Origin of the sequence: Paenibacillus sp. FSL L8-0502, from assembly GCF_038593055.1 — a bacterium.
GTDB lineage: Bacteria > Bacillota > Bacilli > Paenibacillales > Paenibacillaceae > Paenibacillus > Paenibacillus polymyxa_D.
In genome coordinates, this window is record NZ_CP151958.1 from 4639721 (window position 1) to 4665477 (window position 25757).

A 25757-nucleotide genomic window follows, 5' to 3' on the forward strand; every position below is an offset into this window, starting at 1 on the left:
AACTCGAATTGTTTCCAGTTGTTAATCCGTTTCATAAACTGGCCGACATGAAGCTTAATCTTATAAAACCTCTAAAAAAACACGTTATTCGCCACATTGGATTTAAGCCACAGCCATAGCCCCTCTACTGGATTTAGGTTGGGACTATAGGGCGGAAGAAAGACCAGGTGCAGGCGTAGATGTTCCTATCTCATTTGACAATATAATTAGTCTCATTTAATGTTATGAACCACATCTGGTGCCTCTTTTATCTGATATAACAAAGGAGGATAACCATTTCGAAATACCAGAACATCAGGCACATGTAACCAAAATTTTTTCTCTAATTTTTTTGTTTTATATGGGATGGGGACTTCAACGGGTTGAACATAGTAATATAATGTTGAAACATCCACCTCTAGAAAATAATAAAATAAACACTCATTCAATGAGTGGTACTCGACAGTACGCTTCATCTTTCTACTGTGAAAACTTCCGATGATGTGAGGCCTTTGCCAGCTGATTTTATTATCTACTCTCCGTTTTGGTGAGAATTCTTGGTCTTCTTGTAGCCAGTTTTTATTATTCCACATTAAAGATTCCATGTAGAAAACCTCCCTTCCTGGTAATCAATATTACCAACCTCCAAAGCGTAAATCACTCGGCTATAATGCAATGCTAAGTTTGACTTCTGGCCCACAGTCCGTTATCAGATACGGTTGCTCGACAAGAAACACCGTGCTGAAAATGCGGTTTTCCTCTTTAGGAATATATCCCCTTCTCCTTTCGGGTAACAAATTAATTAGCTGATCTAGTTTTTATCTTTTCATAAATAAAATTAAGAATAGAGATTTTCACATGTAACCTCTAAAAAAGCGACACTACATATTTTCTGCAGCGTCGTCTCGTTAGTGTTATTTTTAATTGTTGTTTCAAAGTGTCTTATGGCAGTTATTAACCACATATAGCTTGAATTAAAAACGTCCTCAGAATATCTAAAGTAATTTAACGATACGGATTCAATTCAGACAATAATCTTTCTTATCTTTTAATAATTCATGCCTTTTATTTTCTTATAGAGCACAGTGTAAATGTATCCGGTAGATATATTTTTAGCTTCGCGGTATTGATCAATTTCTGTCATGAAGAACAAGTCCTTGTACTTCTCCGAGTATTCTACGAATCGTGTAGGTCCCGCCATAGCTCTAATGAACTTCTTTGCCCATTAGACGTCCTTGCATTTTTTTCAGCCGCTCCAGAGCTCCTTCTTCATCAATGGCCATGTCGTACATTTGGTGGGCAAGCTGGAACCCTTGATCACTGACCAGGGCTTGTTTCCATGGACGGGATATAATGGAGTGGGACAGATGTCTTGTTGAACGCGGTGCCTGCATGATCATCTCCGCAAGCTCCCATGCGCGAGGAAGAAGCTTTTCCCGGGGCAGGACTTCACTAACGATGCCCAGGTCCAAGGCGGTTTGACCATTGATATTCTTGCCGGTGTATGCGTAATATGCTGCTTTCTTGAAACCGATCATGTTCTGCAGTGTGAGCAGCATTCCATCTCCGGGAGGTGTGCCTCCCAGATAATGAGGATCAAAAAAGTCCGCGTCTTCAGTACAAATGGTAATATCGCAGAGAGTTGCGAGTTCACAGTGCGTTCCCGGCCCGTTGATCGCCCCGATGGTGGGGATGTCAATGCAGAATATCAAATTTTCAAGCAGTCTCAGCGATTCATGATACTGTTCGAGCTTCTTTTGCTTCGGCCAGTCCATAAATTTTGTATTCCAGACCTCAGGGTCCCCTATTACCCATTTATCCCCTGTTCCTGAAATAATCATTACCTCGTTCTCAGGGTCGCGGCCAACATCTGACCATGCATGGGACCATGCCGTATGGGCTTCCCAAGAATGCTTGTACGGCCCTCCGTCGGTATGCAACCGTACTTCGATGATTCCGGCACGGCGGGTCATTAATAGAAATTCCTTGTATTTCTCCGAGTACTCTTCAAATTTGGTTGGTCCAATCATACGTCTCTCTGTCATTTCAATTCCTCCTGGTTTTGTTGAGATATTATCTATTACTTTCAAGCCAATCTCTGGCGAAAGCAGCGTAAGCCGCAGCCCCTTTGTACAGCACCTCATCCGAGAACATCGTCTTTGGATGGTGCACAGGGTAACCATAGCCTTCCTCGGTATTGCCTGCGTTAAGAAATACTGAGGTACTTGGCACCGCTTGTGAGACAAATGCGAAGTCTTCCGATCCCATTAATTTCCCGCCGGGTATCAATTGGGTTATACCGATTAAGGAACTGGCGCCAAAAGTGTTTGCAATCGTAGTTCTCATTTGACGGTTAAGCCCGCTGTCCGTTTTCACCTCAGGACATCCCCTGGTATAGATCACATCCACCTTTGCCTGAAAAGTTTCTCCGATACCTGCAGAAATGTCGTGGATACGGGTTTCCATTTTGTCCCGCAATGCGGCGTTAAATGTGCGTACGCTTCCTTTCATTCTGGCCGTATCGGGAATCACGTTGTTTGTACTTCCGCCTTCCATCACGCCAATGGTAAGGACGGCACTCTCAACTGGCGGAATTTCACGGCTGAGAATACCCTGCAGCGCCAGATGAAGATGAGCAGCCACATTTAACGGATCGACCGCGGCACTCGGCATTGCTCCATGTGCACCCCTTCCGCGGATGATGATTTCGAACCAATCAGAGGAAGCTGAGATAGCTCCACCGGCCTCAGGCACTACAAATTGCCCGATAGGAATTGGCATTCCGGTCAACACATGAAGCATCATGGCTGCATTCACCTTAGGATTATCAAGAATCCCATTCTCAAGCATCATCTTTGCCCCGTGCAGAGTCTCTTCACCCGGCTGAAACATAAGCTTAACCGTCCCGCGAAGCTGCTCTTCGTTGGCCTTCAGGATCTCCGCAGCTCCGAGCAGCATGGAAGTATGCAAGTCATGACCGCATGCATGCATGTTTCCGTTCAACGACGCAAAAGAAAGCTCCGTTTCTTCTTGAATGGGCAGCCCATCCATATCCGCACGGATAAGGATCACCTTCCCGGCATGTTGTCCGCCGATCGTAACCATTAGACCTGACTCTCCTACGGGAGTAGGCTCAAGCCCCATCGACTCCAACACCTCTTTTACGTAGGCAGTTGTCCTCAGCAAACTTAAATCAAGTTCCGGAACCGCATGAAGATGATGCCTGTGCTTGACCAATTTGTCCTGCAGCTGATGGGCCATACTCAAAAAACCTCCAGCTTCTTCAATCACAATAAACATCTCCCAAAGCACAAATTGAATGAACGTAAGAACAGAGTAAACATTCCCCCCTTCATATTTTAAGACTTTTTGAGAACACTTTTATCGTACTTTTAAATCCATTCGCTGTCAAGATAAAATAAGACATTTTAAGAACATTATTTTAGAGGCTGCCGGAACATTGAAATATCACATTTATTGTGATATAACTCTTTTGATTGAACTGTTTATGAAAGGAATCTATCATGAAAATCAAGCTGGGTATTATCACGCCTGAGACCCATATGGACTATTTCCGCGCCATTGAAGAAGAAATGCGGCCCTTATGTCAGTTCAGGTTTCTTACAATCAGTAACTTCCGGGAAACAACAGACATCTATCTCAAAAACTTAGATTCGGTGGATGGATTTGTGATCAGTGGCAGGATGCTTTACGAGTCAATCGATAAGGAATGCCTGGATGAAAAAGTACCTGTTCACATTTTGCAGGATGATGAAAACCTGCTTTACAGGGAACTTTTCCGGCTGCTGGTTACAGAACCTGGGCTTGATATATCCCGGATCTATGTGGATTATGCGTATATAATCAAGTCTTTCAGCGAATTCCAGCAATACCTGACTCATGAGGGAAAGCCCATTGACAGCGGTGATCTGCTCGAACGGGTGGAGACAATGCTGGAGAACCATATCACTCTATGGGAAGACAAGAAAATAGACTTGTCCATCACCGCGTTCGGCCACTTTGTTCCAGAACTCAAAAAGCACGGAGTCAGATATATCTTAATCCGGCCCACTTTGGAAAACGTTAAAGAGACCATAAGAGAGATCATCAACGAGATTACTATCCTCAAGCTTAAGAGTCAGAGGGCAGTTGTCGCATGCTTATCGACCAGAACGGCGGATCCGCTATCTGAAGAGCAGCTTCATGAGCTAAAGGTCCTTGTCGGCAGGTTTCTGCGCAGCGTGAATCTGGCAGACACGGCCCAAATTTCGGAAGGCTTTGTCAGACTATACACCACCTACGGAAATTTCATGAAAATCACCACTAACGCGCATAACTGCACCCTACTGGAGTATCTGGAAGAGCGCATAAGCGACAAGGTGAAGATCGGGTGGGGCTCGGGACATGAATATTTTCAAGCTAACATTAACGCCACCAAAGCTCACAGACAGGCGGAAGCCTTTACGGGCAGCTGCAGCTTTTTTATAAACGAGGATCAGAAGGTTATCGGCCCAATGCGGAGCATGAATGTCATACAGTTCTCTGAACAGGGGGACCCGGAAATCATCGCGTTAGCCAAAACTATCGGAATAAACAACATCAACTTGCAAAAAATCATGTCCTATGCAGAAATCATGAGAACAAATAAATTATCCTCTGAGGATGTTGCTGGCTGCCTGTCCATGACCGTCAGAGGTGCAAACCGTATCCTTAACAAAATTGAAGAAAGTAAATACGTACAAACGGTATTTGAAAAACGAGACAACAGTAAAGGGCGACCCAAAAAATACTACGAACTGTTGTTTCTTGACAAAGAAGGGCGCAAATTAAGCAGATGACACTCATTGTTACGCTTGCCATTTCGATTTTAAATTAATGGCAAAAAAGGCACATTTTCAAAACTGAAAACGTGCCTTTTTTTTGAGCTTGATTTACCAAGCCAAATCACTTCCTGGCCGGACGACCAGCTCTGCATATGCTGCCCCCTCATCTGCGAACAGCCTAAAAACATTATTTAACTCGAATTTGTTTCTTTAACAACATGATTTGTCCGATATGATATGCATTATGAATACTTAAATTAGAAACAACTCCCCACCAAGGAGCATTAAAATATTCTGAAAGTTGTTTTGTGAGCTTTGATTCATCTGTTTCTTCTAAAATAACTCTCCAATTGCTAAATACATTCTCAAGTCTATTTAATGTTTCCTTCCAGCCTAAATCATTCAATTGATCTTGAGTCAAAGAAAATGTCTCATCATTGTTAATAGCATTATTTAATATAAATTCTCCTGCCTTAAAACGCTCAAGCCATGTTTCATTCCAATAAATAAGATGATTCACTATAGACCATATGGTTTGTTTATTGTCATTCTCAGTAACTGCTTCCGTTGCTGTTAGATCATCCAGTATATCCGCAAGAGGAATGAACCAACTCTTTTCGTTATAACATGCAGTTAATTGATCTATTAAAATTGATTTATAGGTCATCAAATGCTCCTCATCTCTTAATCGATTTAGGGTTCTTTCGGATAACGTTCCTATATTCACGACTCAGCGAATGCCGGACCCAGGACGAAAGTCCGCAGCATGAATATTATGTTAGATGTAACGGCCTACTTTGAATTACCTTCAGTCGTTCTTACAAAAAAAGAACACCAAGCCACTTCTACACTTGATGCTCTTCTATCCATTTTTGTATGTTCTCTTCTGTGAATTCACCTTCTGCAGTCTTCAATCCCAATTCAACTAATTCTTCTTGCTCGTACTTTACAGAAATCTCATTTAAACGTAGTAAAAGCAGCATTGTTGCTACCCCTATTCGTTTATTCCCATCAATAAATCCATGATTCTTTATTAAGCAAATGTAATGACAGATATTTCCTTTATACTTCCTTCGTAAAGTTCCTGTCCATCGAAAGCTGCTTCTGCTTTCTTTAGAGCACTTTCAATTAGTCCAAGATCTCTAACTCCATCGGAGCCACTAGTTGCCTTAATAATCTTAGTATGGAATTCAAGAATTTGTCCCAGACTAAGACTCTTCATTTAGCTAACTCCCTAAGTGCCTCAATATTTTCATTCACAATATCGTCCATGATCGACTCCATTTGCTTATTGCTACGATTCTTTAGGAATTCAACGAAATCAATCACTTCAATTTTCTTGTCATCAGGCAATGCCAAAAAGTCTTGAATAAGTTTCTCTTCAATGCTCACTATGCATACCTCCTGCACTTCTTTGTTCTTTATTATACACTAAAGTCTGAAGGGAACTAACATCTGCTTCCTATGTTGTTTGGTGTTGCTGGTATTTCAGATAACATTTCTGTATTCACGACCCAGCGTATGCTGGGTGTCTGGCAGCTCCCACTCCCATAAAACCCCTCTGCCGGGGCCCAGGGGCATGCCCGCCGCGTGAATATTATGTTATACGATGGGCATTTCATCACTGAATATACTCATCAAAATTTCTCGAATATATACTAATTGAATAACTGCAATCTTGCTTGCAGGATCGAGTGATCTTAATGACAGATCGTATTCCCTACAATCAAAATACACAGAACCACTTCTCAAACTAATCTTGTTTGCTTCTGGGATTTCACTTACTCCTCTTAGCAGATTCAATTTCTCCTCTCTACTTCTTGGATCATCTGGATCCCATTCTGTTATTAATGGGAGAGTTCCATGCGTAACTTTATTCCTAAGATTTTTAACTTTCTTCAAATTATCAATTACATCTTTATTATAAACTTTTTGTTTTTCTAAATAGGTAATCAGATTGTTAAATGTAAATTTATCGCTCAATGAAAATGGATCTTCTATCAGTTCGATGCTGGTTGAACCAATGAACATAATCGTATAATTCCAACTTCAAATGACGAAGATTTTGAAAGTTCATCTGGTTCACGAACTCCGTTTTCATGATCTTATAGGTGGCTTCGGCCACGGCGTTGTCATACGGACACCCTTTCGCACTCAGCGATCGACCGATTTCAAACGTCTCTAAAAGCTCATTCATCTTTTGATTTTTGAACTCGCTGCCACGGTCAGTATGAAACCACTGAATCTGATGCAGATCGCCTTTCACGGTCGCAAAGGCGCGAGAAATCAGTGCTGCATCCTTATTAGGGCCAGCACTATGACCGATCATTTCTCGATTGAACAGATCGATAAGCACACAAATATAGTGCCACTCGTTCTGGACTTTCACATAGGTTAGATCACTGACCACCACACGTTTGCTTTCCGTTTGGTTGAACTTGCAGTTCAGTGTATTGGCTATAGCCGCTTCATTACAAGCGGCTTTATGGGCTTATATTGTGCCACAGTGTATGTCGAAACCAGTCCCTGCTCTTTCATGATCCGACCGATTCGACGTCTGGAAACCACGAGCCCTCGCTCGTGAAGCTTAACTTTAATCTTTCGAGGCTTTTCGATTTTTGTGAAAAATGTCCACAATGGCTGTGGTCACTTCGTCTTCTGGCGACTCTTCGTTGGCTTCATAGTAAAACGTACTTCTTGCGATTTGCAGGACGTCACACAATGCTGATACCGAGTATTTATCCCGATTATTCTGAATGATAGCTACTTTCGTCCCATGATCAGCGCGGCTTGCTTTAAAATATCATTTTCCATTTTGAGGCGTTGAACTTCTTTGCGTAAAGTGATTAGCTCATTCTCTTCTGGCGAGCGATTGTCCTTCTCTGAGAAAGAGTCTGTCGTTTGGCCTTGTTTAATCCAGCGATCCAAAGCCGAGGCGGTGAGGTCATATTCCTCCACCAGATCCGCTCTGGACTTTCCGTTCTCATATAATAGCACCATTTGCTTCTTGAACTCTGCTGTAAAGGTACGTCGTTGTTGTTTTGGCATTGTAGAAATCCGCTCCTTAGGATAATAGGTTTATTCTACAAGCCCTCATTTTTATTGCCCAACTAAGTGTAGCCGATCCACCCTTGGGAAAAATCATCTAATAGATAGCTGATTATTTCTTCCTTCTTCATTAGCCCCCCTAAAAAAGCACGCCAATGCCGAATATTAAATCTCCATGTTTATAACTACCTAAGGATAAAACAGAGTAAAAAAACTCATAAAAATGATAGATTTATTATCATCCTTACCAGGAAATTAAACATTTATTCATTCTTTTCAGTATCAATTTCTTTTTAAACATTTCTTCTCCTAAGAATTGCACTAATAAACGAGTTTTCCTTGAGTTTCGGGATACGTAAAAACGCCAAATAGCCCCTATCTATAAATCAGATGGGAGAAGAGCTAGAATATATCCAAGTTTGAAAAAGTGGCAACAAGGAAATCAAATGCTTTTCGATCTCCAATATCCAGGAATTGGGGAAACAGCACAAACAGGTACATCAAATAGTGGAACAGAAACAAACTGTTTCCTTGGCTGTCAAATCCCACTCTAAATTAGAGTACTTTTTTTCGCACTCGCAGTGTGTTGTTGAAGAGCCAAATCTTTCGCCCATTTATAAGCGATGAATTGATCTATCACCCTTCTAGATCGTTGTGGATCCGATCCAATCTTTTTGCATACGAGAAACTTCTCCCGCAGGTCTAAACTATGGTGAGTGCTTACTGAAACAGGCTCTTAGGCAGCAATTTTGCCTGCTGCTAGCGGTAATTTTTGTTGTGAATTTCTATAACAGTCCCCATATTCGAACATTATTCTAGATAATGAAGCTGTTAATTCATTATTTTAGTTAGGGTTTACTCGTGAAACAAGAGATAAATCAAAGTATGAATCCATTCATTACATGTAGAACCATATTTTCAATTACGATGAAATGAAACCACTACTGGTCTTACCATCTTTCAACCTGTTCTTTTTCAATATCTTCATTTTGTTTTGAATAATAAGTATCTGAACACCACTTAATTTGAGGCTCTCTATTCTTTTCATAAATTTTTATTAGTTGGTTTAAAACAAAAATCTTTTGTACAATATCTTCACAAAAAAAATTAAGCTGTCGATAATAAAATTAATATCCTTTTGATAAGGATGGCGATCCTTTTGGTTCCTCTCATATACATTAAGAAGCTGAATATGTAAATTATATATATCTTTATAATTAATCTTAATCTCCTCCCTTTTTATTTTATAACCAGCATAGCCATATAGCAAACGAAATAGACATATGATATCTGTTCGGTGAAAATAAAGTATTAGACTAGAGTTGTTGATTTAGCGAGGTTTTTGAACTGAAGAATCGTCAGCTTTTGAAAAATAGGTTTTCGACTGAACAATTAATATAAAGCAGCGGCAGACCAAGACTTGATAAATAAAGCCTTAGACTGCCGCTGTTGTCATTCAACTAACAACCACCTATTCTGAATTATCAGCTACCAATAACTTTTCGATTCCATCCTCTTGTAAGTGTCGGATTAGACAAATGCACAATCAGCTGGACATCCCAGGTTCTCGAAAACTGTGCGCGCAGCAGAATCTACTGGCAGGAAAACCTCAATTTGCGGATATAAGCGGCCGCCTGCGGAAATCGAAACCTGTCTGTAGCGTACGGGAATAAGGTCTCCGGAGCTTTCCATTCTGGCTAGAATTGTTTGTATTTGATCAACATTTCCCCCTACATCCGGCACACTCAGATATTCGCACGCGTTATATTTCTGAACTCTATCCAGCAATTTTTGATACCACGCATCATAACGCGAGAGCATGTGCTCACTCTTAAAGGCTTGTATTCCGTTTATGATGTGCTCCTCCCACTGCTTAAACGACGCCTTGTCAAACGTGGAGCGGGACCGGATAGGAAAACCAGAATTAAAATGTAAATCGACCCTATTCATTAAACCGTCATATGAACGGTCGAGAGGGATTTCGAACAATTGATGAAACGGCTCATTTAATCCCTTGATGTCCTGAGTATGTGTTACGACCATGGCGGGAAAAGGAATACTCCTCATCGTTTGCTGAGCCCACTCTAATGCACGCTCCAACGACCGTCCATACAATTCGGTCTGAATTGGAAGAAAACCGGCTGCCAAAAGCAAATCGTTACGCTCGTTGGATGTACACTCAAGATATTCTGCAATATTTATTATCGTCTGGCGGGTCGGTATGCGGCGGGTACGTCCAACCAGCAAATTTTTATACGAAGGAAAAGCCTCGTCGTTTAGCTCTTGTTGAGTAAATCGTTTCAAGGACGGTTGAGGTTGATCGACAAGCTTTTGCTGGCGTTTTATCCGCAGGGCTTCAATTTCTCCCATTACGATTCTATGTCTGGAATTCTCCGTATCTATATCCATCTTCTCTTCCCTTCTCTTATGAAGTGTAGTTCTGCACTTGGGCCGAACCTTTATTTAAAGTATACTCCTCATTGAAATGAAGGTCATCTAATGACCATAACCAACATGGAGGAAAACCGATATGATTCGTACTATTGTTGTTGATCCGCATGCCCCGTCTCTTTTGGCCTTCAAGGAAGTTGACGCCCCGCAGCCTAAGCCATGGGAAGCGCTTGTGCAAGTGAAGGCCGTCTCACTCAACCGCGGTGAAGTGAGTGACGCTAAAAATCAGGAAATTTCTAGCCGTCCTGGCTGGGATTTCGCCGGGATTGTCATCGAGCCGGCAGAGAACGGCGCAGGACCGCAAAAAGGGGCCAGGGTTGTTGGTTTGCTCCCGATGGGAGCCTGGAGCGAGCAAGTGGCTGCTCCCGTATCGTTGTTGGCCGAAATCCCAGACAAACTCACTTTTACGGAGGCGGCTACCCTCCCCGTAGCAGGGCTCACGGCTCTTTATGCACTTCGAAAAGGCGGCATGCTGCTTGGCAAACGGATTTTCATTACAGGCTCTAGCGGCGGAGTTGGGTTATTCGCCCATCAGCTTGCAGTCCAATCCGGCGCATACGTTGTAGGTACGGCAAGCACGGAAGAGAAGGCTGAGCTTGTTCGGGAGGTCGGATCCGACGAAGTGATCATTGGATATTCCGCAATTTCATCAGCTAGCAAATTTGGGCCGTACGATCTGATCATCGATTCAGTAGGCGGCAATGCACTGGCGGCGTTGCTGCCGCAGCTAGCGCCCCAAGGGATTTGCGTTGCGGTAGGATTTTCCTCTTCAAATACCGTAATGATCGATATGAAGAATATGGTGACCAGCGGAGGAAGAACCTTGTACAGCTTCTTTTTAGGTGAGGAACTCACTCGTCAATCAGCCGCGGACGATCTGAGTTTGCTGGCCCGGCTGGTCACAGATGAGCGGTTAATCCCACGAATCCAAGTGGAGGCGCCTTGGACCGAAATTGACACCGTTGCCCGTAATCTTATGGAACGGAAATTCTCGGGCAAAGCCGTGCTTCACTTAGATTGATTATATAAGTTTGCAACTATAATCCCAGGAATCTAAAAACGAATCTGAAAAAGAAACGGCAGTAGTACACCCTTACTCGTTTGAGTGGGAGTACCGCTGCCTTTCAATGAACCCGGCTATTTGACCTTTATATTTCGTATAGTAATCCATCCAGCTTTAATATCAACACAGTTATTCCTCTGCCCTCAGTGGCACCGCTTTAAGAATGTTCATTTTCTCTCACTATTCTGCCAGTTGGCTTAATGAAATGCTCACCAGTCTAATACTTTATTTTCTAAGTCTGGTACTTTATTTTTCAGTCTAACACTTTATTTTCTTCGGACAATATCAATTTAATATTTCTCAGAATTAATCAACAAATGAGATAAATGATGGGTACCGTTTCGCCTCAGCTTAACAATACAATCTAAAAACAGGTTTGCTAATTATCTAAATATCCTCGAAAGCTAAAGACAAACTTTGCCTGAGTATCGACGGATGTAATCCTCCAAAAAGCAGAAAGAGATTTGAATGGGAATAGCAATTTCCCAAAAACGGGTTATCATTTCACCTACCATCTATAACGTAAAAACAGCCCCGAAATAGAAAGCTTTTCATCGGGACTGTTTAGGTTAGATATTAAAATGTCCTGTAGGTAAGAATATATATAACAAAATTTTATTGTAGCCGAGAAGAGGTTATTTTCCCTTTAGATAATGTTTGTCTTACTTCTTGTTATAAAAAATTTTCTGTCCTTTTTCACCATAAAATAAGAAAACTTAGATTAATCATTAACAGATAATTTTGTATTTGGTTAGCCTTAATTACCGGTTTTATTGGGTTTTCGGGGACATTGACTGTCTCATTTAGATGGTATAAACAGTCTCAATTGATGTTATAAACCACAGCCCCATGTTCACTCTCTTAGTTTCGTTGTCTCATGGCCTCAAATAACAGCACCGTAGAAGCCATCGCCGCGTTCAGTGATTCCGCTTGCCCCTGCATCGGAATGAATACCGACTCATCCACCATGCGCGCGGTAGCAGCAGAAATACCTTGGCCTTCGTTTCCGATCACAAGCCAAGTGGAAGCACGCAAATCTATGGTATAGCATGACAAGCTCGCATCCAACGAGGTGCTGAGCAAGCGGGCACCTTTACTTTTGGCCTGCGGCAAAAGCTCCTCCAGACTGCCTTCAATCACCGGCAGGTGAAACAACGATCCCATCGTGGAGCGGATCGTTTTGGGATTGTACAGGTCGGCGCAGCCATGACCCAATATTACGCCTGCGGCTCCAGCAGCGTCCGCGCTGCGGATGATAGTGCCTACATTGCCGGGGTCCTGCACCCCGTCCAGCACCATTACCAGTGCATCCGGCTGCTCCAGCAATGCCTGGAATGCGCTGCGCTCCTCCTTACGCACGATGGCAAAGACCGACTGCGGCGTCTTCGTATCGGTGCATTTTGCAATGACCGCCGCTGACACGGGAACCCATTCCACCGGCTGGTCTGCTGGATCCAGGCCATTCAGCTCGGCGGGAATGCCCTTGTCCAAATCATAGGCGACGGTTTCGACAGCCGCGTCCGAACGCAGCGCTTCCTGCACCAGATGAATACCCTCGACAATATATTTATGCTGCCGTGTGCGATGCTTTTTCTCCAGCAGTTGCGCCCACTCTTTTACACGCGCATTATTCGGTGAAATGATTTCCATTCGTTTAACCTTCCGTTTCTTTGTCCGTTTCAATAAAAATAAATGATGTATCACTTGCACTTGAACACAAGCCCTCATTAGGCTGCAAATGCCAGCTCCAGCTTGGTCAGGTCATCCTTGTGGCCCACAATGACCAGTACATCACCCGGCTCCAGACGATCCTCGGCATAAGGTGAAATGTTCATTTCCTGATTTCTGCGAATCGCCATCACATTGCAGCCGAAGCGTGCACGTATGTCTAACTCTTTCAGGTTTTTTCCAATCATGGAATCGGCGGCTCTCATCTCCAAAATACTGTAGTCCTTGGACAGCTCGATATAATCCAAAATGTTGGGGGATGTCAAATGATGGGCTACCCGTAACCCCATATCCCGTTCAGGATAAACGACTTTATCTGCACCTATCTTTTGCAACACTTTTCCATGCAGCTCATTTTGTGCCTTGACCACAAGAGCTGGTACGCCCATGTCCTTGAGAATCAATGTCGTCAGAATACTGGCCTGTATATCTTCGCCAATCGCAACTACGATTACGTCAAAATTACGGATACCCAGCGCTCGCAGCGCTTCCTCATCCGTCGAGTCGGCAGACACCGCATGCGTCACTATATTCGACATTTCCTGTGTACGCTGCTCGTCCGAGTCAATAGCCAGCACATCAAAACCCATCTCACTCAGCGCACTGGCAACACTGGAACCAAAACGTCCCATGCCAATGACCGCATACTGTTTTTTTGCCATTCCTTCTTTACCTCCCGATCACCATACTGTCCGTCATAGTATAGCATATCATGCTACAAACATAAATTTTGACATACTTATGCCAAATGCTTCTCCATGTATACTGGACAACAGCCCAAGCCATAATACATTCGATCACTACTACAACATACGGGAGGTACACATGCCCATTACAATGGATTTACGACAAGCAATTGTTCACAAAGTACACGGCAAATCAGAAGCTGATCTTACGGATATGATTATTGGGTCAGTGGACGGACCTGAAGCCGCTCTGCCTGGATTGGGTGTCATTCTTGAAATCGCTTGGAAGCATATGAGCCCAAACCAACAGCACGATTTCGTCCATTTGGCACATGAACAAATCGATAAAATCAAACCCGTGCCTTTAACCTAACTCTAGCTATTTAACTTTTTGTTCCAATTTAATTGTGCTCATTATTTTACCCGTATTCGAAAATGAGAATAGTCCACTCGCATTCACATCGAGTGGACTATTCGTTGTATACACTAAATGACTGAGATCAAACTGTTCTGCTTATTCAATCTTACGGAGCCATTTCTAGAAACTTAGCTGTCGGGTTTTTCTCCATAGCCGTACGCATGGCATACTCGTTTTCGAACAAGGCGACATAATTGCCCTTCTTATCCTTTACCAGCGTAGAGTTAATACGGAACTTGCTCGGGTCAATCTGCTCATCCACAATCCAACGTGCAAATTGGAATGGCATACGCTGAAGCTGTACATCAACTCCATACTCACCCTTCATGCGGTACTCAAATACTTCAAATTGCAGTTGGCCGACAACACCTAATAGCGTATCGTCAAAGCTTACCGTACGGAAAACCTGAATCATACCTTCCTCGGTCAACTGGTCAATACCCTTCAGATACTGTTTGTGCTTCAAGGCATTTTTCACCGTTACCTTGGCAAAAATCTCAGGCGAGAAGGTCGGCAATTCATCAAACACAACCTCGCTACCTTGGCTGAGTGAATCACCAATACGGAAAATACCCGGGTCAAACAATCCAATAATATCGCCAGGAAAAGCCTCCTCGACAATATCACGGTCCTGTGCCAGGAACTGCTGTGGCTGAGACAGCTTAATCTCCTTGCCCATACGTACATGCTTAACACTCATCCCGCGTTGAAACTTACCAGATACAATACGCAAAAATGCAATACGGTCACGGTGAGCCGGGTTCATGTTCGCCTGAATTTTAAATACATAGCCAGTAAACTTTTCGTTTGTTGGCTCAATTTCCCCAGCTGTACTACGGCGTGGCTCCGGTTTAGGAGCAAGCTGAAGGAAGTTTTCCAAAAATGTTTGTACACCAAAATTATTAATCGCACTGCCGAAGAATACCGGTGTTAATTCTCCGCGCTGTACTTTCTCCATGTCAAAAGGGTCACCCGCGACATCAAGCAACTCCAAGTCTTGGCATAATTGGTCATGCAAATATTCGCCCGCCATCTCACGAATGATCGGATCATTGTAATCTTCCACTTTTTGTACTTTAATCGTGGAATGGTCATCTCCCTGAAACAGCTCGACCTGATTTTTGACACGGTCATAGACACCGCACAGCTCGCGTCCTGTACCAATCGGCCAATTCATAGGCACCGAACGGATGCCAAGTACCTGCTCCAACTCCTCCATCAAATCAAAAGGACTGCGTCCCTCACGATCCAGTTTGTTAATGAAGGTGAAAATCGGAATTCCACGCTTCGCACAAACTTGAAACAGCTTAATCGTTTGCGCTTCCACACCTTTCGCTACGTCAATCAGCATGACTGCACTATCTGCTGCTGTTAATGTACGATACGTGTCTTCACTGAAATCCTGGTGACCTGGCGTGTCCAGAATGTTGATGCGGTGACCATTATAATCAAATTGCATCACTGAGGATGTTACAGAGATCCCCCGCTGTTTTTCAATCTCCATCCAGTCACTCGTGGCGTGTTTGCTTGCTTTACGCGCTTTAACTGAACCAGCAAGACGAATCGCGCCCCCGAACAGCAGCAGCTTTTCCGTCAGTGTCGTTTTACCCGCATCCGGGTGAGAAATAATCGCAAACGTACGCCGTTTGTCGACTTCCTGTTGAAGTATATCTGTTGTTTTACTCATTTCACATATCCCTTCATGATCAAATCCATTGCATTCCTGCTCAAGCTATTCATAAAAAGGCCATGATGCACGCCTGTTTTCATAAAATCATCGGCTCTATCGGCTCATTGCCGTTAGCCCCATTATTCGGCGTACCCCGTTACCATATTCATTATAAATACGATCTATTTACATGTTTTAGCCTGCCTTTAACTTATAATCAGTTGCAAACTGAAAACCTGAGACTAAGCTATTATAGCACACTCCGAACGCAAAGCATCCCCTTACGTCCTAAACAGGACATAGGGGGATGCAGGACAAAACGGGATTACTGAACGCCGCCTACTCGCCAGATGACATTATCTTCATCCTGACCGCTAACCGGCCACCACTTGAAGCCATCCTGCTCCAATAGCTTGTGTGCACCTTCCGGTCCCCATGAGCCTGCAGCATAGGTTTCCAGCGTATCCGGGGTCTGCTGCCATGCTTTGGCGATTCGATCGACGAATCCCCATGCCGTGGCAACCTCATCCCAACGCGTGAAGTACGTCGAATCACCCTCAATGGCATCCATCAGCAACCGTTCATAAGCCTCCGGTGAGTTGATACCCACCATACAGCTTTGGCAAAAATCCATAGCCAATGGCTCAATATCTGATTCCGAGCCAGGTTTCTTGGCATTAATTTTAATGTAAATGCCCTCCATTGGATTGACCCGAATTACGAGCAAGTTCGGTTCCAGCTTATGCTTTTGACCGAGGTACACGTTCGTTGGCATGCTCTTAAATTCCACAACAATCTCCGTTGTTTTTACAGGGAGACGTTTGCCCGTACGAATATAGAACGGTACGCCAGCCCAACGGAAATTATCAACAAACACGCGTGAGGCAAAATAAGTCTCTGTGTTTGACTGCGGATCAACCTTGTCTTCTTGGCGATATCCCGGCAACTGCTGACCGCGATAACTGCCTTCGATGTATTGACCACGCACCACATTGGTTTTCACATCGTCAGACGTTTCAAAAGGGCGCAGCGAACGCAGCACTTTCACCTTTTCATCACGGATATCCTCAGGCAACAAACGACTAGGTGGCTCCATCGCAATCATCGTTAGCATTTGAAGCATATGGTTCTGTCCCATATCCCGCAAGGCGCCGGAATGATCGTAGTAACCTCCGCGTTCCTCCACCCCTACCGTTTCACTAAGCGTAATTTGCACATTGGCAATATGCTTATTATTCCACAGTGGTTCAAAGAAGGCGTTCGCGAAGCGGATCACCTCAATATTTTGTACCATTTCCTTGCCAAGATAGTGATCAATTCGATAAATTTCTTCTTCGGCAAATACTTCTCGTATTTCAACGTTCAATTCTTGTGCAGATTCGAGGTTATAACCGAATGGCTTCTCAATGACAAGACGATTCCACCCCTTGCCATCCATCATGCCGCCATCTTTCAAGCTCTTAGACACGCTTCCGAATAATTCAGGAGCCAAGGCCAAATAAAACAACCGATTTCCCGGTATGTTAAACTTGCTTTCTATAGACTCCGTCTGCTGTCTCAACTCATGGAACCCTTCGACATTGTTGATATCAAGCGATTTATATTCAAAATGCTCGGCAAATGCCTGCCAATCTTGATCATTTTCTGCTTTGTAGCGACTAAACTCCTGTATGGAAGCGTACAGGTCATTACGGAATTCTTCCTCTGTGCGAGGACGCCTTGCTACGCCAATAACGGCAAAATCCTCAGCAAGCTTGCCTTCGCGGTACAAGCTGTAAATAGCAGGAAAAAGCTTGCGACGAGCCAAATCGCCCGTAGCGCCAAAAATAAACAGAACTGCGCCTTGCGTCACAACAGATTCTTTAGCAGGTATGTCAGCCATGTAGTACCTCATTCTTCCCATGTCAAGATTCCGCAATCCACAATCCCCGAAATCCGCATGTAGTATTGTGTATATTTATACAAGATCATACTTGATTTTCGAAAAACATGGAACTAAAGATTTGATGATATTTTAGCATATCCTCCATGGATAAGCTATCCGATGAATCATCAATTTACCTTATAAGTCAGTATTCAATCGTGATGAGCGGAAAACCGAGCGTTATACGTGTATCCTGTTGCTCCTTATCTTCATGTACAGCCATCTGCATCTGGACCTGATGCTCACCGCTTTGAATCATTAACGGCAGCTCTGGAGCTTCATAGGATATAGCCACAGTAGTCGCATCCGTATATCTTTCTTTGGCCTGCATGGAGATATTCCCTGTTAAGCTCGCTTCTGTCAGTTTCAACAGTTGATCTTTGGATTCCTTTGTATGCAGCGAACGCTGAAGGGCCGTGTTCCACTGCGCTTGAATCCCCATAGATTTTAATTGCTCAGCACAGAGTTTATGAAGCTGAATCAACGGCTCACGTCCTGCATCGTTGCTCTCCAGTTGAACGACTACATACCATTGCCCAGTTTGACGTTCCATTACATTTAAGCGGATTTTTAGATCCTCACTATTACGAACAGAACGATAAACCGTGTGTCCATTTTCCACGAGTTTGTTTACTGTGGGTATATTCAGCTGATCAGCTATCTGTGCCGCTACATCTGCCGGCTCTTCATGGTTAGAAATCCAATCGCCTTGCCACTTCACAACCAGCTTATCCAGCGTACCCGGGGCCTGGTCCGAGATGGTTAACAATGAGCGTAAAGCCGTTTCTGCCTCGCGGGAATCATATCGGTTTGTCTGAAGGGTTCCGTAACGCCAGCCAGCCAGTATCAGCACCGTTCCTAATACCAAAATCGTAATGATCCCTTTTTTAATCAACTCTGCTTTTAGCATTATCGTTCCTCCCGCTCCACAACCATCCGATTCCCACACCTACGCTCTGGATACTTTCTTTTTCGGCTGGTTTGAAATCTATGAATCTATTAATAGCATTCCCGTTGTCAGAGGTTTTATACACACAGCAATACGGCAAAGCCCTTCTAAAATATTCATCTGCCTACTGGGTGTTCGACCATACATCGTAGGCACCGTAAGAATAGACTATGATCACAATGCATCTTACACCAAAAGAGGTGAAATCATGTTTCCGATTTATCCTGTAAATGAAGCCAGTGTGGCACCTCATGGTGGACGTCTGGTCTGTGCCGTTATGCGTGATGGTACACGACACATCGGCATCTTAAGTGGGTGTAGCAAAGGCAAGCTGATGTTGAACGGATATCCACCCTCCTTTCCTGGCAGTCTCTATGCCGGGAGCTACAGTAACAAAGGAAAACAAACCCCTAAAAAGATTTCCTCTAAAAAGAAAAAAAGGAATCCTAAAAACAAAGTTCGTACCTCTGCCAAACTAAATGCCTTAATTAAGCCGCCCAATGCACCTCTGAGTCCATCCTTTCCTTATGACGCAGGCGGATTTGCTGGAAATGGCTATAGTAGTTATGGAAATGGCAGAGCAGGCTATCGCGGTGGGTACGGCGGATATGGATACGGTGCAGGGCTTGCACTAGATCTGGCTTTAATCGCCTTTTTATTCCTCCTGATCTAAACACCTTGTTATAGAACACAAAAAACCGGAGAACTATTATCGTCTCCGGTTCTTTGTATTCGTTTATTCTACATTCTACTCTGCTAATCCGTTCTTATAGGCATAGATCGCCGCCTGTGTACGGTCTTCCACTCCTAATTTAGCGAGAAGGTTCGTGACATGGAATTTTACCGTCTTAATCCCGATAATCAGCTCGTCTGCGATATCCTGATTAGACTTCCCTTGTGCCAACAGGCGAAGTACCTCCATCTCACGATCAGTCAGCTCCGTATGGGCGGGCGCTTCAGCCTGTGGCTGGCGGAATCGATTCATCATCTTGGAGGCCACCTGTGACTCTAGTACGGACTGTCCACGTGCAGCTGCACGGATCGCATCCGCTATTTCGGAAGCGCGAGACGTTTTAAGCAAATAGCTGAATGCCCCTGCCTCAATGACCGGATACATTTTCTCATCGTCCAAATAACTCGTCAGCACAATCACCTTTGTCTCTGGAAGCAGACGAGTTACCTGGCGTGTCGTTTCGATGCCATCCATGCCATCCATGACCAGATCCATCAAAATCACATTTGGCTTGTATTCAGAAGCCAACCGTATGCCTTCTTCTCCGCTTCCGGCCTCGCCGACCACTTCAATACCTTCTTCCGTCCCCAGCACCGCCGCAAGACCAATCCGTACCATTTCATGGTCGTCTACCAGCAGTACGCTAATCGGTAATTCCGTTTCCATGATCATCGTTCCTTCCGCTTTCATCATTAATAACTGGCACGGACACCTCAATCCGTGTACCTTTTCCCGGAGCCGTTATATACTGAATAGCCCCTCCAATTTCACTGACCCGCTCCTGCATGGTGGATAATCCATATGAAGTCTGCTTTTTCTCATCCAGTTCAAAACCAATACCGTTATCCCGAATCGTCAGCCTGATGGAATCCGGGCGTTGCACGATACGAATTTCCATGCGGGTTGCTTTGGCATGGCGCAATGTATTAGACATCGCTTCCTGAACAATACGAAACAAGTGGTTCTCAATGCCTTTAACCAACTGTACTCCGCTTTCAATCTCAAAATCAATCTCCATGGGTACCTTTGCCTGCAACTCCTGTACCAAATCACGCAACCCCTGCTCAAGCCTTTTCCCTTCCAGATAGACAGGCCGTAGATGAAGTAGTAACGCCCGCATTTCAGATTGTGCCACAGAAGACATTTCTTCAATTAGTGCAACTTGACGCTGTGCTTTATCAAAATCCTTATCCAGCGTCCTCCCCACAGCCGTCGCGGTCATTGAAATAGCAAATAATTGCTGTGATACGGCATCATGCAACTCTCTGGCCAGCCGCTGCCGCTCCTCCACAATCGCAGTCATCCGTGCCTGTTCCGCCAACTGAGCATTATCCGTGGATAAGCGTTGTAAAGACGTAACTTGTTCCTGCCATTTACGTCCAATCCGTTCCAGCTGCTCTCCCAGTCTACCAAGTTCATCATGCCCTAGGGGCGGCAACTCACGTGCAGGGGTTCCCTTTTCCCACATCAGCAACGTCTCTCTCAACATTTCCAGTCTGCTTTTAAAGCGGTAGCTCTCATAAAATCCGTACATTGCCCCTGTACCAATCAACACCAGTATAACGGCTCCTGCAACTTTCAATATCATTCCCCAGGTTGGAAACGACTTCACATATCCATATGTATACAGCATATAAAAGACAACTACGCCTACAACAACACACAGGAGGATACCTTGACCCATACTGCGGGTTACCATGTTGGACGTTTTTTTATGATTCATCCCGGCTCCTCCTGATTCAATAAAATCGGACGCGGACATCGCCCGCCAAGTACGAAACGACAAACTTCACTTTATATTCACTCTGCTCAAAATGGGGAGACTTCCAAACCAGTCGATTGAGCATCCCCGCCTCATGATCCCGGTCAAACTGAATCTGTCCGAACAGGACGAACATCTCCACCTCTACACCGTAATTATCCGGTAGCGTGATATCAATGTCACCGAAGATCCCTTGTAAAAATATGACGGACTCACGTTCCTCTGGTAGAGCCAACGTCAGATCGGCATCCACATCGCCAACCACATGCCATATGCTTGTGCTACGCAGGCTCCACGGCACTTCATCCCATTTATGATTCGATATAAAATTGTGCTTGAATATGGAGCTTTGACCTTTATGCAGCTTCCTTGAACGTGAATAGAATATAGCTAATGATGCTAGTGTAACTACCACAAACAGGAACAAATGATCCAGCACTAGCAATCCAGCACCAATCGCGAGCATCGTGTAACCCTTTTTGATTTTGGAATTGCGGATCTTATATATTCCGGCCAACATTAGAATCAGTGCAACCACGGAGAGGAACCCAATCCACTGACCGAATAAAATGATAATCCCGATGCCAATCCCTGCCAGTGCCAAGGCTGATTTTCTTCTCTCCATGCTGCACCCCCTTTTTGTTTATACAGGACGGAAAAGCCATAGTGGCGCAACATTCCGCCATATGGCTTTCCTGAACCATACAGATTAGGCACGATCATCGACCAATGTCCATTCCATACAGCATATCATAATGTCTTGTTTCCGAGTAGTCAGTCCTTCTTCATATCGACTGGTTTAACACCTGTCTGAATTTTGGACTTAAGCTGTTGAAGCTGCTCATCCACTTTAAACTGTTTTTCAGCCTCAGCCGGATTAACATATGCTTCTCCTGGAGCTTGACGGTAAGGAGCACGCAGTACGTCAGCTTCAGCTTCCATTTGCATAATTTTTTCTTCCATACGGTGGAAGCCCAATGAAGCAGACCCACTTTCAATCGTATGCAAACTATTGATTTGAGACATTTGCTTTTTGGCTTTCGCCATTTGAGCACGGGATACTAACTCATTGCGCTTGTTGCGCATTTTATAGAACTCATCTTTCATGTCGTGAAGCTGTTGTACTAATTCTTTTGCTTGAAGCTCAGCTTGTGTATGCAAGTCGCGGTATTCGTCCTGCTTTTGCACAAAATAAATCTTCTCTCCCAACAGCTTGCGCGCTACTTCTTCCTGACCATTTCGCAATGCGGATTCGGCTTGCTTCTCACGCTCATTGGATACACGTACCGCTTCCTCTAAACGCTGTTTCATACGTCGTTCATTCGCCATTTGCTTGGCAACCGTTACCTCAGCCTCGTGAATTTCCGCCTCCATATCGCGCAGATATTGATTCAACATAATAATCGGATCTTCCACTTTATCCAACACTTCATTCACCGATGCTCTTGTCATATCCTTCATTCTTTTAAAGATCCCCATTATTTACGATCTCCCTTCTCAAATTGCTCTACTTTTTTGCGTAACTCTGCCAATTCTTTTTTCATTGCCTTTTTCTCAATATCTTCCATCATGGAATCCAAGTCATTGTTCTGACCTGTGTTAAATTTGGATGAGTTGCGGGCATCTTGACCAAAAAACGGGTTCGAATTGCCATATGCACCGCCCTGGTTGTAACCAGTTCCCTGCCCATACTGCGATCTTGTATTGTTACTGCCATAATAGCGTGGATCCTGTTGATGGTAGGGCCCGCTGTCAGGGCCAAATCCTCCATCGAAAGGAGATCTCGGCTCCTTGGAGATAACCAGTGCCGCAATCACATAAATCATAAATGTGGTTCCTGCTGTAATAAAGAAACTGATCACAACCAGAATACGAATCCATGTTGAGTCCATTCCTGTTGCGTCAGAAAGACCGCCACATACACCTGTTATTACTCTATCCCGGCTTGATCTGTAAATTCGGGTCATTATCAAATTACTCCTTCCCGCTGTTGTTCAGCTTGCTTTTCAGTCTCGCCCACTCTTGTTCGAGCAGCGATCCACCGCCTTGGGCATCCTGTGCATGGTCGCCCTCACCCCGACGTAAATCACGCAGACTCATCGTTTCTGCTTCCATATCGGCTACCCGGTCTTCCAAGCGGTTGAACATTCGGGGAACATTTCGTCCACCGTATGTACCAGCCCGTTCGTTCATTTGCTGCTGGAGTCTCAACGTCTGTACACGTGCCGCATAATACTGACGCTTGCTGTGTACCGTTTGATATTCTGTCTTTAACGTATCTAGCTGTTGTTCTAGCTCACGTAGTGATTCACGGCTCTGCTCCCACAATTCTCTATACTGCTCTTCTTTTTCTGCATATAGCATTTTCTCCTGTAGGGCCAGCTTCGCAATATGTTCTTCATCAGCTTTCAAAGCCAGTAGCGCCTGTTCCTCCCGTTTGGTCTGCATGGACAATGCATGATCCAACTGCTGCTTCATCTGTCTTGTATGCATCGCATACTGTTGATGGAGTTTTTCCGCTTCGGCAATTTCCTGGCGGGTATTATACAAGAACTGGTCAATCAGTTGCACTGGGTCTTGGCTTTGTTCCAAATGCTCATTGAAGGTCGCTACCGTAATATCGCGCATTCTTCGAAAAACACTCATTTGCATCTGCTCCTTTCACAATTCGTATCCCCATAATTAAAACTTCGTTACTGCAATATTTCTTCATTCGCTAAACTGCTAAAATCAGTAACGTCTTCTGCGGTCACTCAGCAGGGAAACACCAAATATAATCAACCCGATTGCCAGTAGTGGTCCCAGAAGCCAGGACAGTTTGCCGAGCAAAATCAGTACCCCAAGTACAAGTACGATCCAGCCGAAGAGCGCATTTCCTTTTTTCACACCGTAGTAGCCTAGCATAACCATAGCTATCGGAATTAAGTAACCAATCAGATGTCCTAAAAAGTGACCGAAAAACGGAGTAAACTTACCGAGCAGCATAATCGAACCCAACACGATCAGTACAATGGCTAACCCATTCCCTTTGTTAACTCTCATCATCTCTCACCGCCTTTCACTGTGTCTTGCTTATGTCCTTATTGTACGCTGAACAAGCGTTTGACAAAACGGACCCCAGACGGTTTTTGAACCTAGACCTAAGTCGGGGATGAGTATAGACCTGCGGCTATCCTCCTCTATGCTGTTCTGCTGCACGGGCTATCGAATGTTGCTCACCCGCTTGCTTGGAACGTAGTGAAAGGACGAGACAAGCCAGTAACGCTATAGCTGCAACCATATAAGGCAGATTAATATGAACATCGAACAACAGTCCTGCAATTAATGGTCCAATCACATTACCCAAGCTGGTATAGGATGAGTTCATGCCTGCCACAAAGCCTTGCTCATCTCCGGCCTGCCGCGATAGAGAAGTACTTACTGCCGGGCGAAGGATATCCATAGCCAGAAAAATGATGAAGGTCGTCAGCATAATCATCACGTACTGTTCAGCAAATAAGGTTAGAAAAATGAACAGGCCCCCAATGGCCAAACAGAGGTGAATTACTTTTTTCTCTCCAAAACGATTAATGATCCATCCAAATATAGTCGCTTGGACAACTGCTCCCAAAATGGAGCCTGTCGTTATGATGATGGCAATATCCATCGGTGTGAAACCATATTTATGGTCAACAAACAGTCCAAATACGGTTTCGAAGTTCGCTAACCCAAAAGCAACGACAAATACAATGAGTAAACCCATGAAATATGGAGATTGATATGACTTGGCAAATTGCTGCAAAAGATTTTCTTTTTGACGTGGAAGCTCTCTATTATATTGTTGCTTTTCCTTGCTTAAAGACTCAGGCAGCACTAACAGAGACAAGATAGCTGCTATTCCCGCAGCTCCAGCTGCCGCAAAGAAGGGAATGCGTATTCCATATGTGGCAAGCAATCCGCCAATCCCTGGCCCGATTATGAAGCCTGTGTTGATCGCCGCATTGATCATGCCCATTCCCTTGCCTCTTTCTTCGAACGAGGTCACGTCAGCGACATAGGCCATTATAGAAGGAGTCAGCAACGCTGCCCCTGCTCCACCCATGATTCGTGCTATGAACAGGGTAGGAATGGAATGAGCCAGTCCAAAAACAAGCTCTGATAACATGAAGATGAACATCCCAGAAACAATCAATTTTTTACGTCCATAACGATCAGACAACTTTCCTGACAATGGTGATAATAAAAGCTGAGTCAACGCAAAAGCTGCAACCATCAGTCCCATCGAAGAACCATTCATCCCTAGCTCACTTATAAATTTAGGTAATACAGGGACAACTAAGCCGATCCCCATGAATGCCAAAAAAATGTTAAGCATCAATAACAGCATTGCTCCTCGATTTCTTGTGAGTATAGACATATTACCACCCTTCCTTTTCCGTATCTCTTTATTCGATATCAGGTAAACTTCATTATCCCTTTTCAAAAAACAATTGAAACTAAAAATGTTTTCTTAGTTTTCATATAAAAAAGTGGCCTCTTCAAATA

26 protein-coding genes and 2 pseudogenes are annotated in these 25757 nt (G+C 44.1%); 4 read left to right on the plus strand and 24 right to left on the minus strand.

What is annotated here, in order from left to right; all coding sequences use genetic code 11:
* Window positions 1–71 precede the first annotated feature (71 nt).
* The 4 genes from NSQ57_RS20285 to NSQ57_RS20300 form a co-directional block, all read right to left on the minus strand.
* Window positions 72–173 carry a transposase gene (locus tag NSQ57_RS20285; protein ID WP_081317620.1) on the minus strand — a complete coding sequence of 34 codons (102 nt, stop codon included), beginning with the start codon at window positions 171–173 and terminating at the stop codon, window positions 72–74.
* Window positions 174–212: 39 nt separating this feature from the next.
* A complete protein-coding gene (locus NSQ57_RS20290) occupies window positions 213–584 on the minus strand; it encodes a hypothetical protein (RefSeq protein WP_342425219.1) in 372 nt (123 codons plus the stop codon).
* Between the two features lie 600 nt (window positions 585–1184).
* Window positions 1185–2024 (minus strand): enoyl-CoA hydratase/isomerase family protein, encoded by an 840-nt coding sequence (locus NSQ57_RS20295; RefSeq protein ID WP_342425220.1) that lies wholly within the window; start codon window positions 2022–2024, stop codon window positions 1185–1187.
* Window positions 2025–2052: 28 nt separating this feature from the next.
* Window positions 2053–3240 carry a M20 family metallopeptidase gene (locus NSQ57_RS20300; RefSeq protein WP_342425221.1) on the minus strand — a complete coding sequence of 396 codons (1188 nt, stop codon included), beginning with the start codon at window positions 3238–3240 and terminating at the stop codon, window positions 2053–2055.
* Window positions 3241–3503: 263 nt separating this feature from the next.
* Here NSQ57_RS20300 and NSQ57_RS20305 point away from each other — a divergent pair, with 263 nt between their 5' ends.
* Window positions 3504–4817 carry a hypothetical protein gene (locus tag NSQ57_RS20305; RefSeq protein ID WP_029518181.1) on the plus strand — a complete coding sequence of 438 codons (1314 nt, stop codon included), beginning with the start codon at window positions 3504–3506 and terminating at the stop codon, window positions 4815–4817.
* Between the two features lie 172 nt (window positions 4818–4989).
* Here NSQ57_RS20305 and NSQ57_RS20310 read toward each other — a convergent pair whose 3' ends face one another.
* From NSQ57_RS20310 to NSQ57_RS20340, 7 genes and pseudogenes are all read right to left on the minus strand, one after another.
* Window positions 4990–5469, minus strand: coding sequence for a DinB family protein (locus NSQ57_RS20310; protein WP_340886364.1), 480 nt, complete (start codon window positions 5467–5469; stop codon window positions 4990–4992).
* Window positions 5470–5647: 178 nt separating this feature from the next.
* A complete protein-coding gene (locus tag NSQ57_RS20315; protein WP_239645226.1) occupies window positions 5648–5785 on the minus strand; it encodes a hypothetical protein in 138 nt (45 codons plus the stop codon).
* Window positions 5786–5835: 50 nt separating this feature from the next.
* Window positions 5836–6024, minus strand: coding sequence for a hypothetical protein (locus tag NSQ57_RS20320; protein ID WP_204366477.1), 189 nt, complete (start codon window positions 6022–6024; stop codon window positions 5836–5838).
* Window positions 6021–6194 carry a DUF2281 domain-containing protein gene (locus tag NSQ57_RS20325; RefSeq protein ID WP_080658656.1) on the minus strand — a complete coding sequence of 58 codons (174 nt, stop codon included), beginning with the start codon at window positions 6192–6194 and terminating at the stop codon, window positions 6021–6023. The genes NSQ57_RS20320 and NSQ57_RS20325 overlap by 4 nt, the downstream gene beginning before the upstream one ends.
* A gap of 210 nt (window positions 6195–6404) precedes the next feature.
* Entirely contained in the window at window positions 6405–6785 is a 381-nt protein-coding gene (locus tag NSQ57_RS20330; protein ID WP_029518179.1) for a hypothetical protein, read from the minus strand.
* A 31-nt stretch (window positions 6786–6816) separates the two neighbouring features.
* Window positions 6817–7850: pseudogene (locus NSQ57_RS20335) on the minus strand (IS3 family transposase); the annotation flags it as partial.
* 1530 nt (window positions 7851–9380) lie between these two features.
* The gene (locus NSQ57_RS20340; RefSeq protein ID WP_029518177.1) at window positions 9381–10259 is read right to left on the minus strand and encodes a hypothetical protein; all 879 of its coding nucleotides are present in this window, start codon (window positions 10257–10259) and stop codon (window positions 9381–9383) included.
* Between the two features lie 121 nt (window positions 10260–10380).
* Between NSQ57_RS20340 and NSQ57_RS20345 the strand changes: the two genes are divergently transcribed.
* Window positions 10381–11322 (plus strand): zinc-binding dehydrogenase, encoded by a 942-nt coding sequence (locus NSQ57_RS20345; protein WP_342425222.1) that lies wholly within the window; start codon window positions 10381–10383, stop codon window positions 11320–11322.
* Window positions 11323–12225: 903 nt separating this feature from the next.
* On the opposite strand, the gene NSQ57_RS20350 is transcribed toward NSQ57_RS20345, so the two are convergent.
* Both NSQ57_RS20350 and NSQ57_RS20355 read right to left on the minus strand, forming a co-directional pair.
* Complete coding sequence (locus NSQ57_RS20350; protein ID WP_340956799.1) at window positions 12226–13014, minus strand: RNA methyltransferase; 789 nt, start codon at window positions 13012–13014, stop codon at window positions 12226–12228.
* Window positions 13015–13091: 77 nt separating this feature from the next.
* Window positions 13092–13757: pseudogene (locus NSQ57_RS20355) on the minus strand (TrkA family potassium uptake protein); the annotation flags it as partial.
* Window positions 13758–13917: 160 nt separating this feature from the next.
* Here NSQ57_RS20355 and NSQ57_RS20360 point away from each other — a divergent pair.
* Window positions 13918–14151, plus strand: coding sequence for a small acid-soluble spore protein SspI (locus NSQ57_RS20360; protein ID WP_016819939.1), 234 nt, complete (start codon window positions 13918–13920; stop codon window positions 14149–14151).
* A gap of 151 nt (window positions 14152–14302) precedes the next feature.
* Here the strand turns inward: NSQ57_RS20360 and NSQ57_RS20365 are convergent, their stop codons facing one another.
* The 3 genes from NSQ57_RS20365 to NSQ57_RS20375 all read right to left on the minus strand — a co-directional run bounded on the left by NSQ57_RS20365 (window position 14303) and on the right by NSQ57_RS20375 (window position 18699).
* Window positions 14303–15883 carry a peptide chain release factor 3 gene (locus NSQ57_RS20365; RefSeq protein ID WP_029518174.1) on the minus strand — a complete coding sequence of 527 codons (1581 nt, stop codon included), beginning with the start codon at window positions 15881–15883 and terminating at the stop codon, window positions 14303–14305.
* Between the two features lie 307 nt (window positions 15884–16190).
* Window positions 16191–17747, minus strand: coding sequence for a glucose-6-phosphate dehydrogenase (zwf, locus tag NSQ57_RS20370; RefSeq protein WP_029518173.1), 1557 nt, complete (start codon window positions 17745–17747; stop codon window positions 16191–16193).
* A 187-nt stretch (window positions 17748–17934) separates the two neighbouring features.
* Window positions 17935–18699, minus strand: coding sequence for a YwmB family TATA-box binding protein (locus tag NSQ57_RS20375; RefSeq protein ID WP_342425223.1), 765 nt, complete (start codon window positions 18697–18699; stop codon window positions 17935–17937).
* 247 nt (window positions 18700–18946) lie between these two features.
* Here NSQ57_RS20375 and NSQ57_RS20380 point away from each other — a divergent pair, with 247 nt between their 5' ends.
* Entirely contained in the window at window positions 18947–19411 is a 465-nt protein-coding gene (locus NSQ57_RS20380) for a hypothetical protein (RefSeq protein WP_029518171.1), read from the plus strand.
* A 75-nt stretch (window positions 19412–19486) separates the two neighbouring features.
* On the opposite strand, the gene NSQ57_RS20385 is transcribed toward NSQ57_RS20380, so the two are convergent.
* The 8 genes from NSQ57_RS20385 to NSQ57_RS20420 form a co-directional block, all read right to left on the minus strand.
* Window positions 19487–20137: a response regulator transcription factor gene (locus NSQ57_RS20385; RefSeq protein WP_013372995.1), complete on the minus strand. Its 651-nt coding sequence runs from the start codon at window positions 20135–20137 to the stop codon at window positions 19487–19489.
* Window positions 20115–21194, minus strand: coding sequence for a sensor histidine kinase (locus tag NSQ57_RS20390; RefSeq protein WP_165148441.1), 1080 nt, complete (start codon window positions 21192–21194; stop codon window positions 20115–20117). The genes NSQ57_RS20385 and NSQ57_RS20390 overlap by 23 nt, the downstream gene beginning before the upstream one ends.
* 16 nt (window positions 21195–21210) lie before the next feature.
* Window positions 21211–21858, minus strand: coding sequence for a cell wall-active antibiotics response protein LiaF (gene liaF / locus NSQ57_RS20395; protein WP_165148438.1), 648 nt, complete (start codon window positions 21856–21858; stop codon window positions 21211–21213).
* 149 nt (window positions 21859–22007) lie between these two features.
* Window positions 22008–22712, minus strand: a complete 705-nt coding sequence (locus tag NSQ57_RS20400; protein ID WP_013311895.1) for a PspA/IM30 family protein — start codon at window positions 22710–22712, stop codon at window positions 22008–22010.
* Window positions 22712–23200, minus strand: a complete 489-nt coding sequence (locus NSQ57_RS20405; RefSeq protein WP_029518167.1) for a PspC domain-containing protein — start codon at window positions 23198–23200, stop codon at window positions 22712–22714. The genes NSQ57_RS20400 and NSQ57_RS20405 overlap by 1 nt, the downstream gene beginning before the upstream one ends.
* A gap of 7 nt (window positions 23201–23207) precedes the next feature.
* Window positions 23208–23879, minus strand: a complete 672-nt coding sequence (locus tag NSQ57_RS20410) for a PspA/IM30 family protein (protein ID WP_013311897.1) — start codon at window positions 23877–23879, stop codon at window positions 23208–23210.
* Window positions 23880–23963: 84 nt separating this feature from the next.
* Window positions 23964–24275 (minus strand): hypothetical protein, encoded by a 312-nt coding sequence (locus NSQ57_RS20415; RefSeq protein WP_013311898.1) that lies wholly within the window; start codon window positions 24273–24275, stop codon window positions 23964–23966.
* Window positions 24276–24402: 127 nt separating this feature from the next.
* Window positions 24403–25653 carry an MFS transporter gene (locus NSQ57_RS20420; protein ID WP_274597671.1) on the minus strand — a complete coding sequence of 417 codons (1251 nt, stop codon included), beginning with the start codon at window positions 25651–25653 and terminating at the stop codon, window positions 24403–24405.
* Between the last annotated feature and the right edge of the window lie 104 nt (window positions 25654–25757).

Excerpts from the sequence above, each read along its gene's own strand:
- NSQ57_RS20290 (WP_342425219.1), bottom strand. The coding sequence starts at position 584 with ATGGAATCTTTAATGTGGAATAATAAAAACTGGCTACAAGAAGACCAA.
- NSQ57_RS20295 (WP_342425220.1), bottom strand. The coding sequence starts at position 2,024 with ATGACAGAGAGACGTATGATTGGACCAACCAAATTTGAAGAGTACTCG.
- NSQ57_RS20300 (WP_342425221.1), bottom strand. The coding sequence starts at position 3,240 with ATGGCCCATCAGCTGCAGGACAAATTGGTCAAGCACAGGCATCATCTT.
- NSQ57_RS20305 (WP_029518181.1), top strand. The coding sequence starts at position 3,504 with ATGAAAATCAAGCTGGGTATTATCACGCCTGAGACCCATATGGACTAT.
- NSQ57_RS20310 (WP_340886364.1), bottom strand. The coding sequence starts at position 5,469 with ATGACCTATAAATCAATTTTAATAGATCAATTAACTGCATGTTATAAC.
- NSQ57_RS20315 (WP_239645226.1), bottom strand. The coding sequence starts at position 5,785 with ATGCTGCTTTTACTACGTTTAAATGAGATTTCTGTAAAGTACGAGCAA.
- NSQ57_RS20320 (WP_204366477.1), bottom strand. The coding sequence starts at position 6,024 with ATGAAGAGTCTTAGTCTGGGACAAATTCTTGAATTCCATACTAAGATT.
- NSQ57_RS20340 (WP_029518177.1), bottom strand. The coding sequence starts at position 10,259 with ATGGATATAGATACGGAGAATTCCAGACATAGAATCGTAATGGGAGAA.
- NSQ57_RS20345 (WP_342425222.1), top strand. The coding sequence starts at position 10,381 with ATGATTCGTACTATTGTTGTTGATCCGCATGCCCCGTCTCTTTTGGCC.
- NSQ57_RS20350 (WP_340956799.1), bottom strand. The coding sequence starts at position 13,014 with ATGGAAATCATTTCACCGAATAATGCGCGTGTAAAAGAGTGGGCGCAA.
- NSQ57_RS20360 (WP_016819939.1), top strand. The coding sequence starts at position 13,918 with ATGCCCATTACAATGGATTTACGACAAGCAATTGTTCACAAAGTACAC.
- NSQ57_RS20365 (WP_029518174.1), bottom strand. The coding sequence starts at position 15,883 with ATGAGTAAAACAACAGATATACTTCAACAGGAAGTCGACAAACGGCGT.
- zwf (WP_029518173.1), bottom strand. The coding sequence starts at position 17,747 with ATGGCTGACATACCTGCTAAAGAATCTGTTGTGACGCAAGGCGCAGTT.
- NSQ57_RS20375 (WP_342425223.1), bottom strand. The coding sequence starts at position 18,699 with ATGCTAAAAGCAGAGTTGATTAAAAAAGGGATCATTACGATTTTGGTA.
- NSQ57_RS20380 (WP_029518171.1), top strand. The coding sequence starts at position 18,947 with ATGTTTCCGATTTATCCTGTAAATGAAGCCAGTGTGGCACCTCATGGT.
- NSQ57_RS20385 (WP_013372995.1), bottom strand. The coding sequence starts at position 20,137 with ATGGAAACGGAATTACCGATTAGCGTACTGCTGGTAGACGACCATGAA.
- NSQ57_RS20390 (WP_165148441.1), bottom strand. The coding sequence starts at position 21,194 with ATGAATCATAAAAAAACGTCCAACATGGTAACCCGCAGTATGGGTCAA.
- liaF (WP_165148438.1), bottom strand. The coding sequence starts at position 21,858 with ATGGAGAGAAGAAAATCAGCCTTGGCACTGGCAGGGATTGGCATCGGG.
- NSQ57_RS20400 (WP_013311895.1), bottom strand. The coding sequence starts at position 22,712 with ATGGGGATCTTTAAAAGAATGAAGGATATGACAAGAGCATCGGTGAAT.
- NSQ57_RS20405 (WP_029518167.1), bottom strand. The coding sequence starts at position 23,200 with ATGACCCGAATTTACAGATCAAGCCGGGATAGAGTAATAACAGGTGTA.
- NSQ57_RS20410 (WP_013311897.1), bottom strand. The coding sequence starts at position 23,879 with ATGAGTGTTTTTCGAAGAATGCGCGATATTACGGTAGCGACCTTCAAT.
- NSQ57_RS20415 (WP_013311898.1), bottom strand. The coding sequence starts at position 24,275 with ATGAGAGTTAACAAAGGGAATGGGTTAGCCATTGTACTGATCGTGTTG.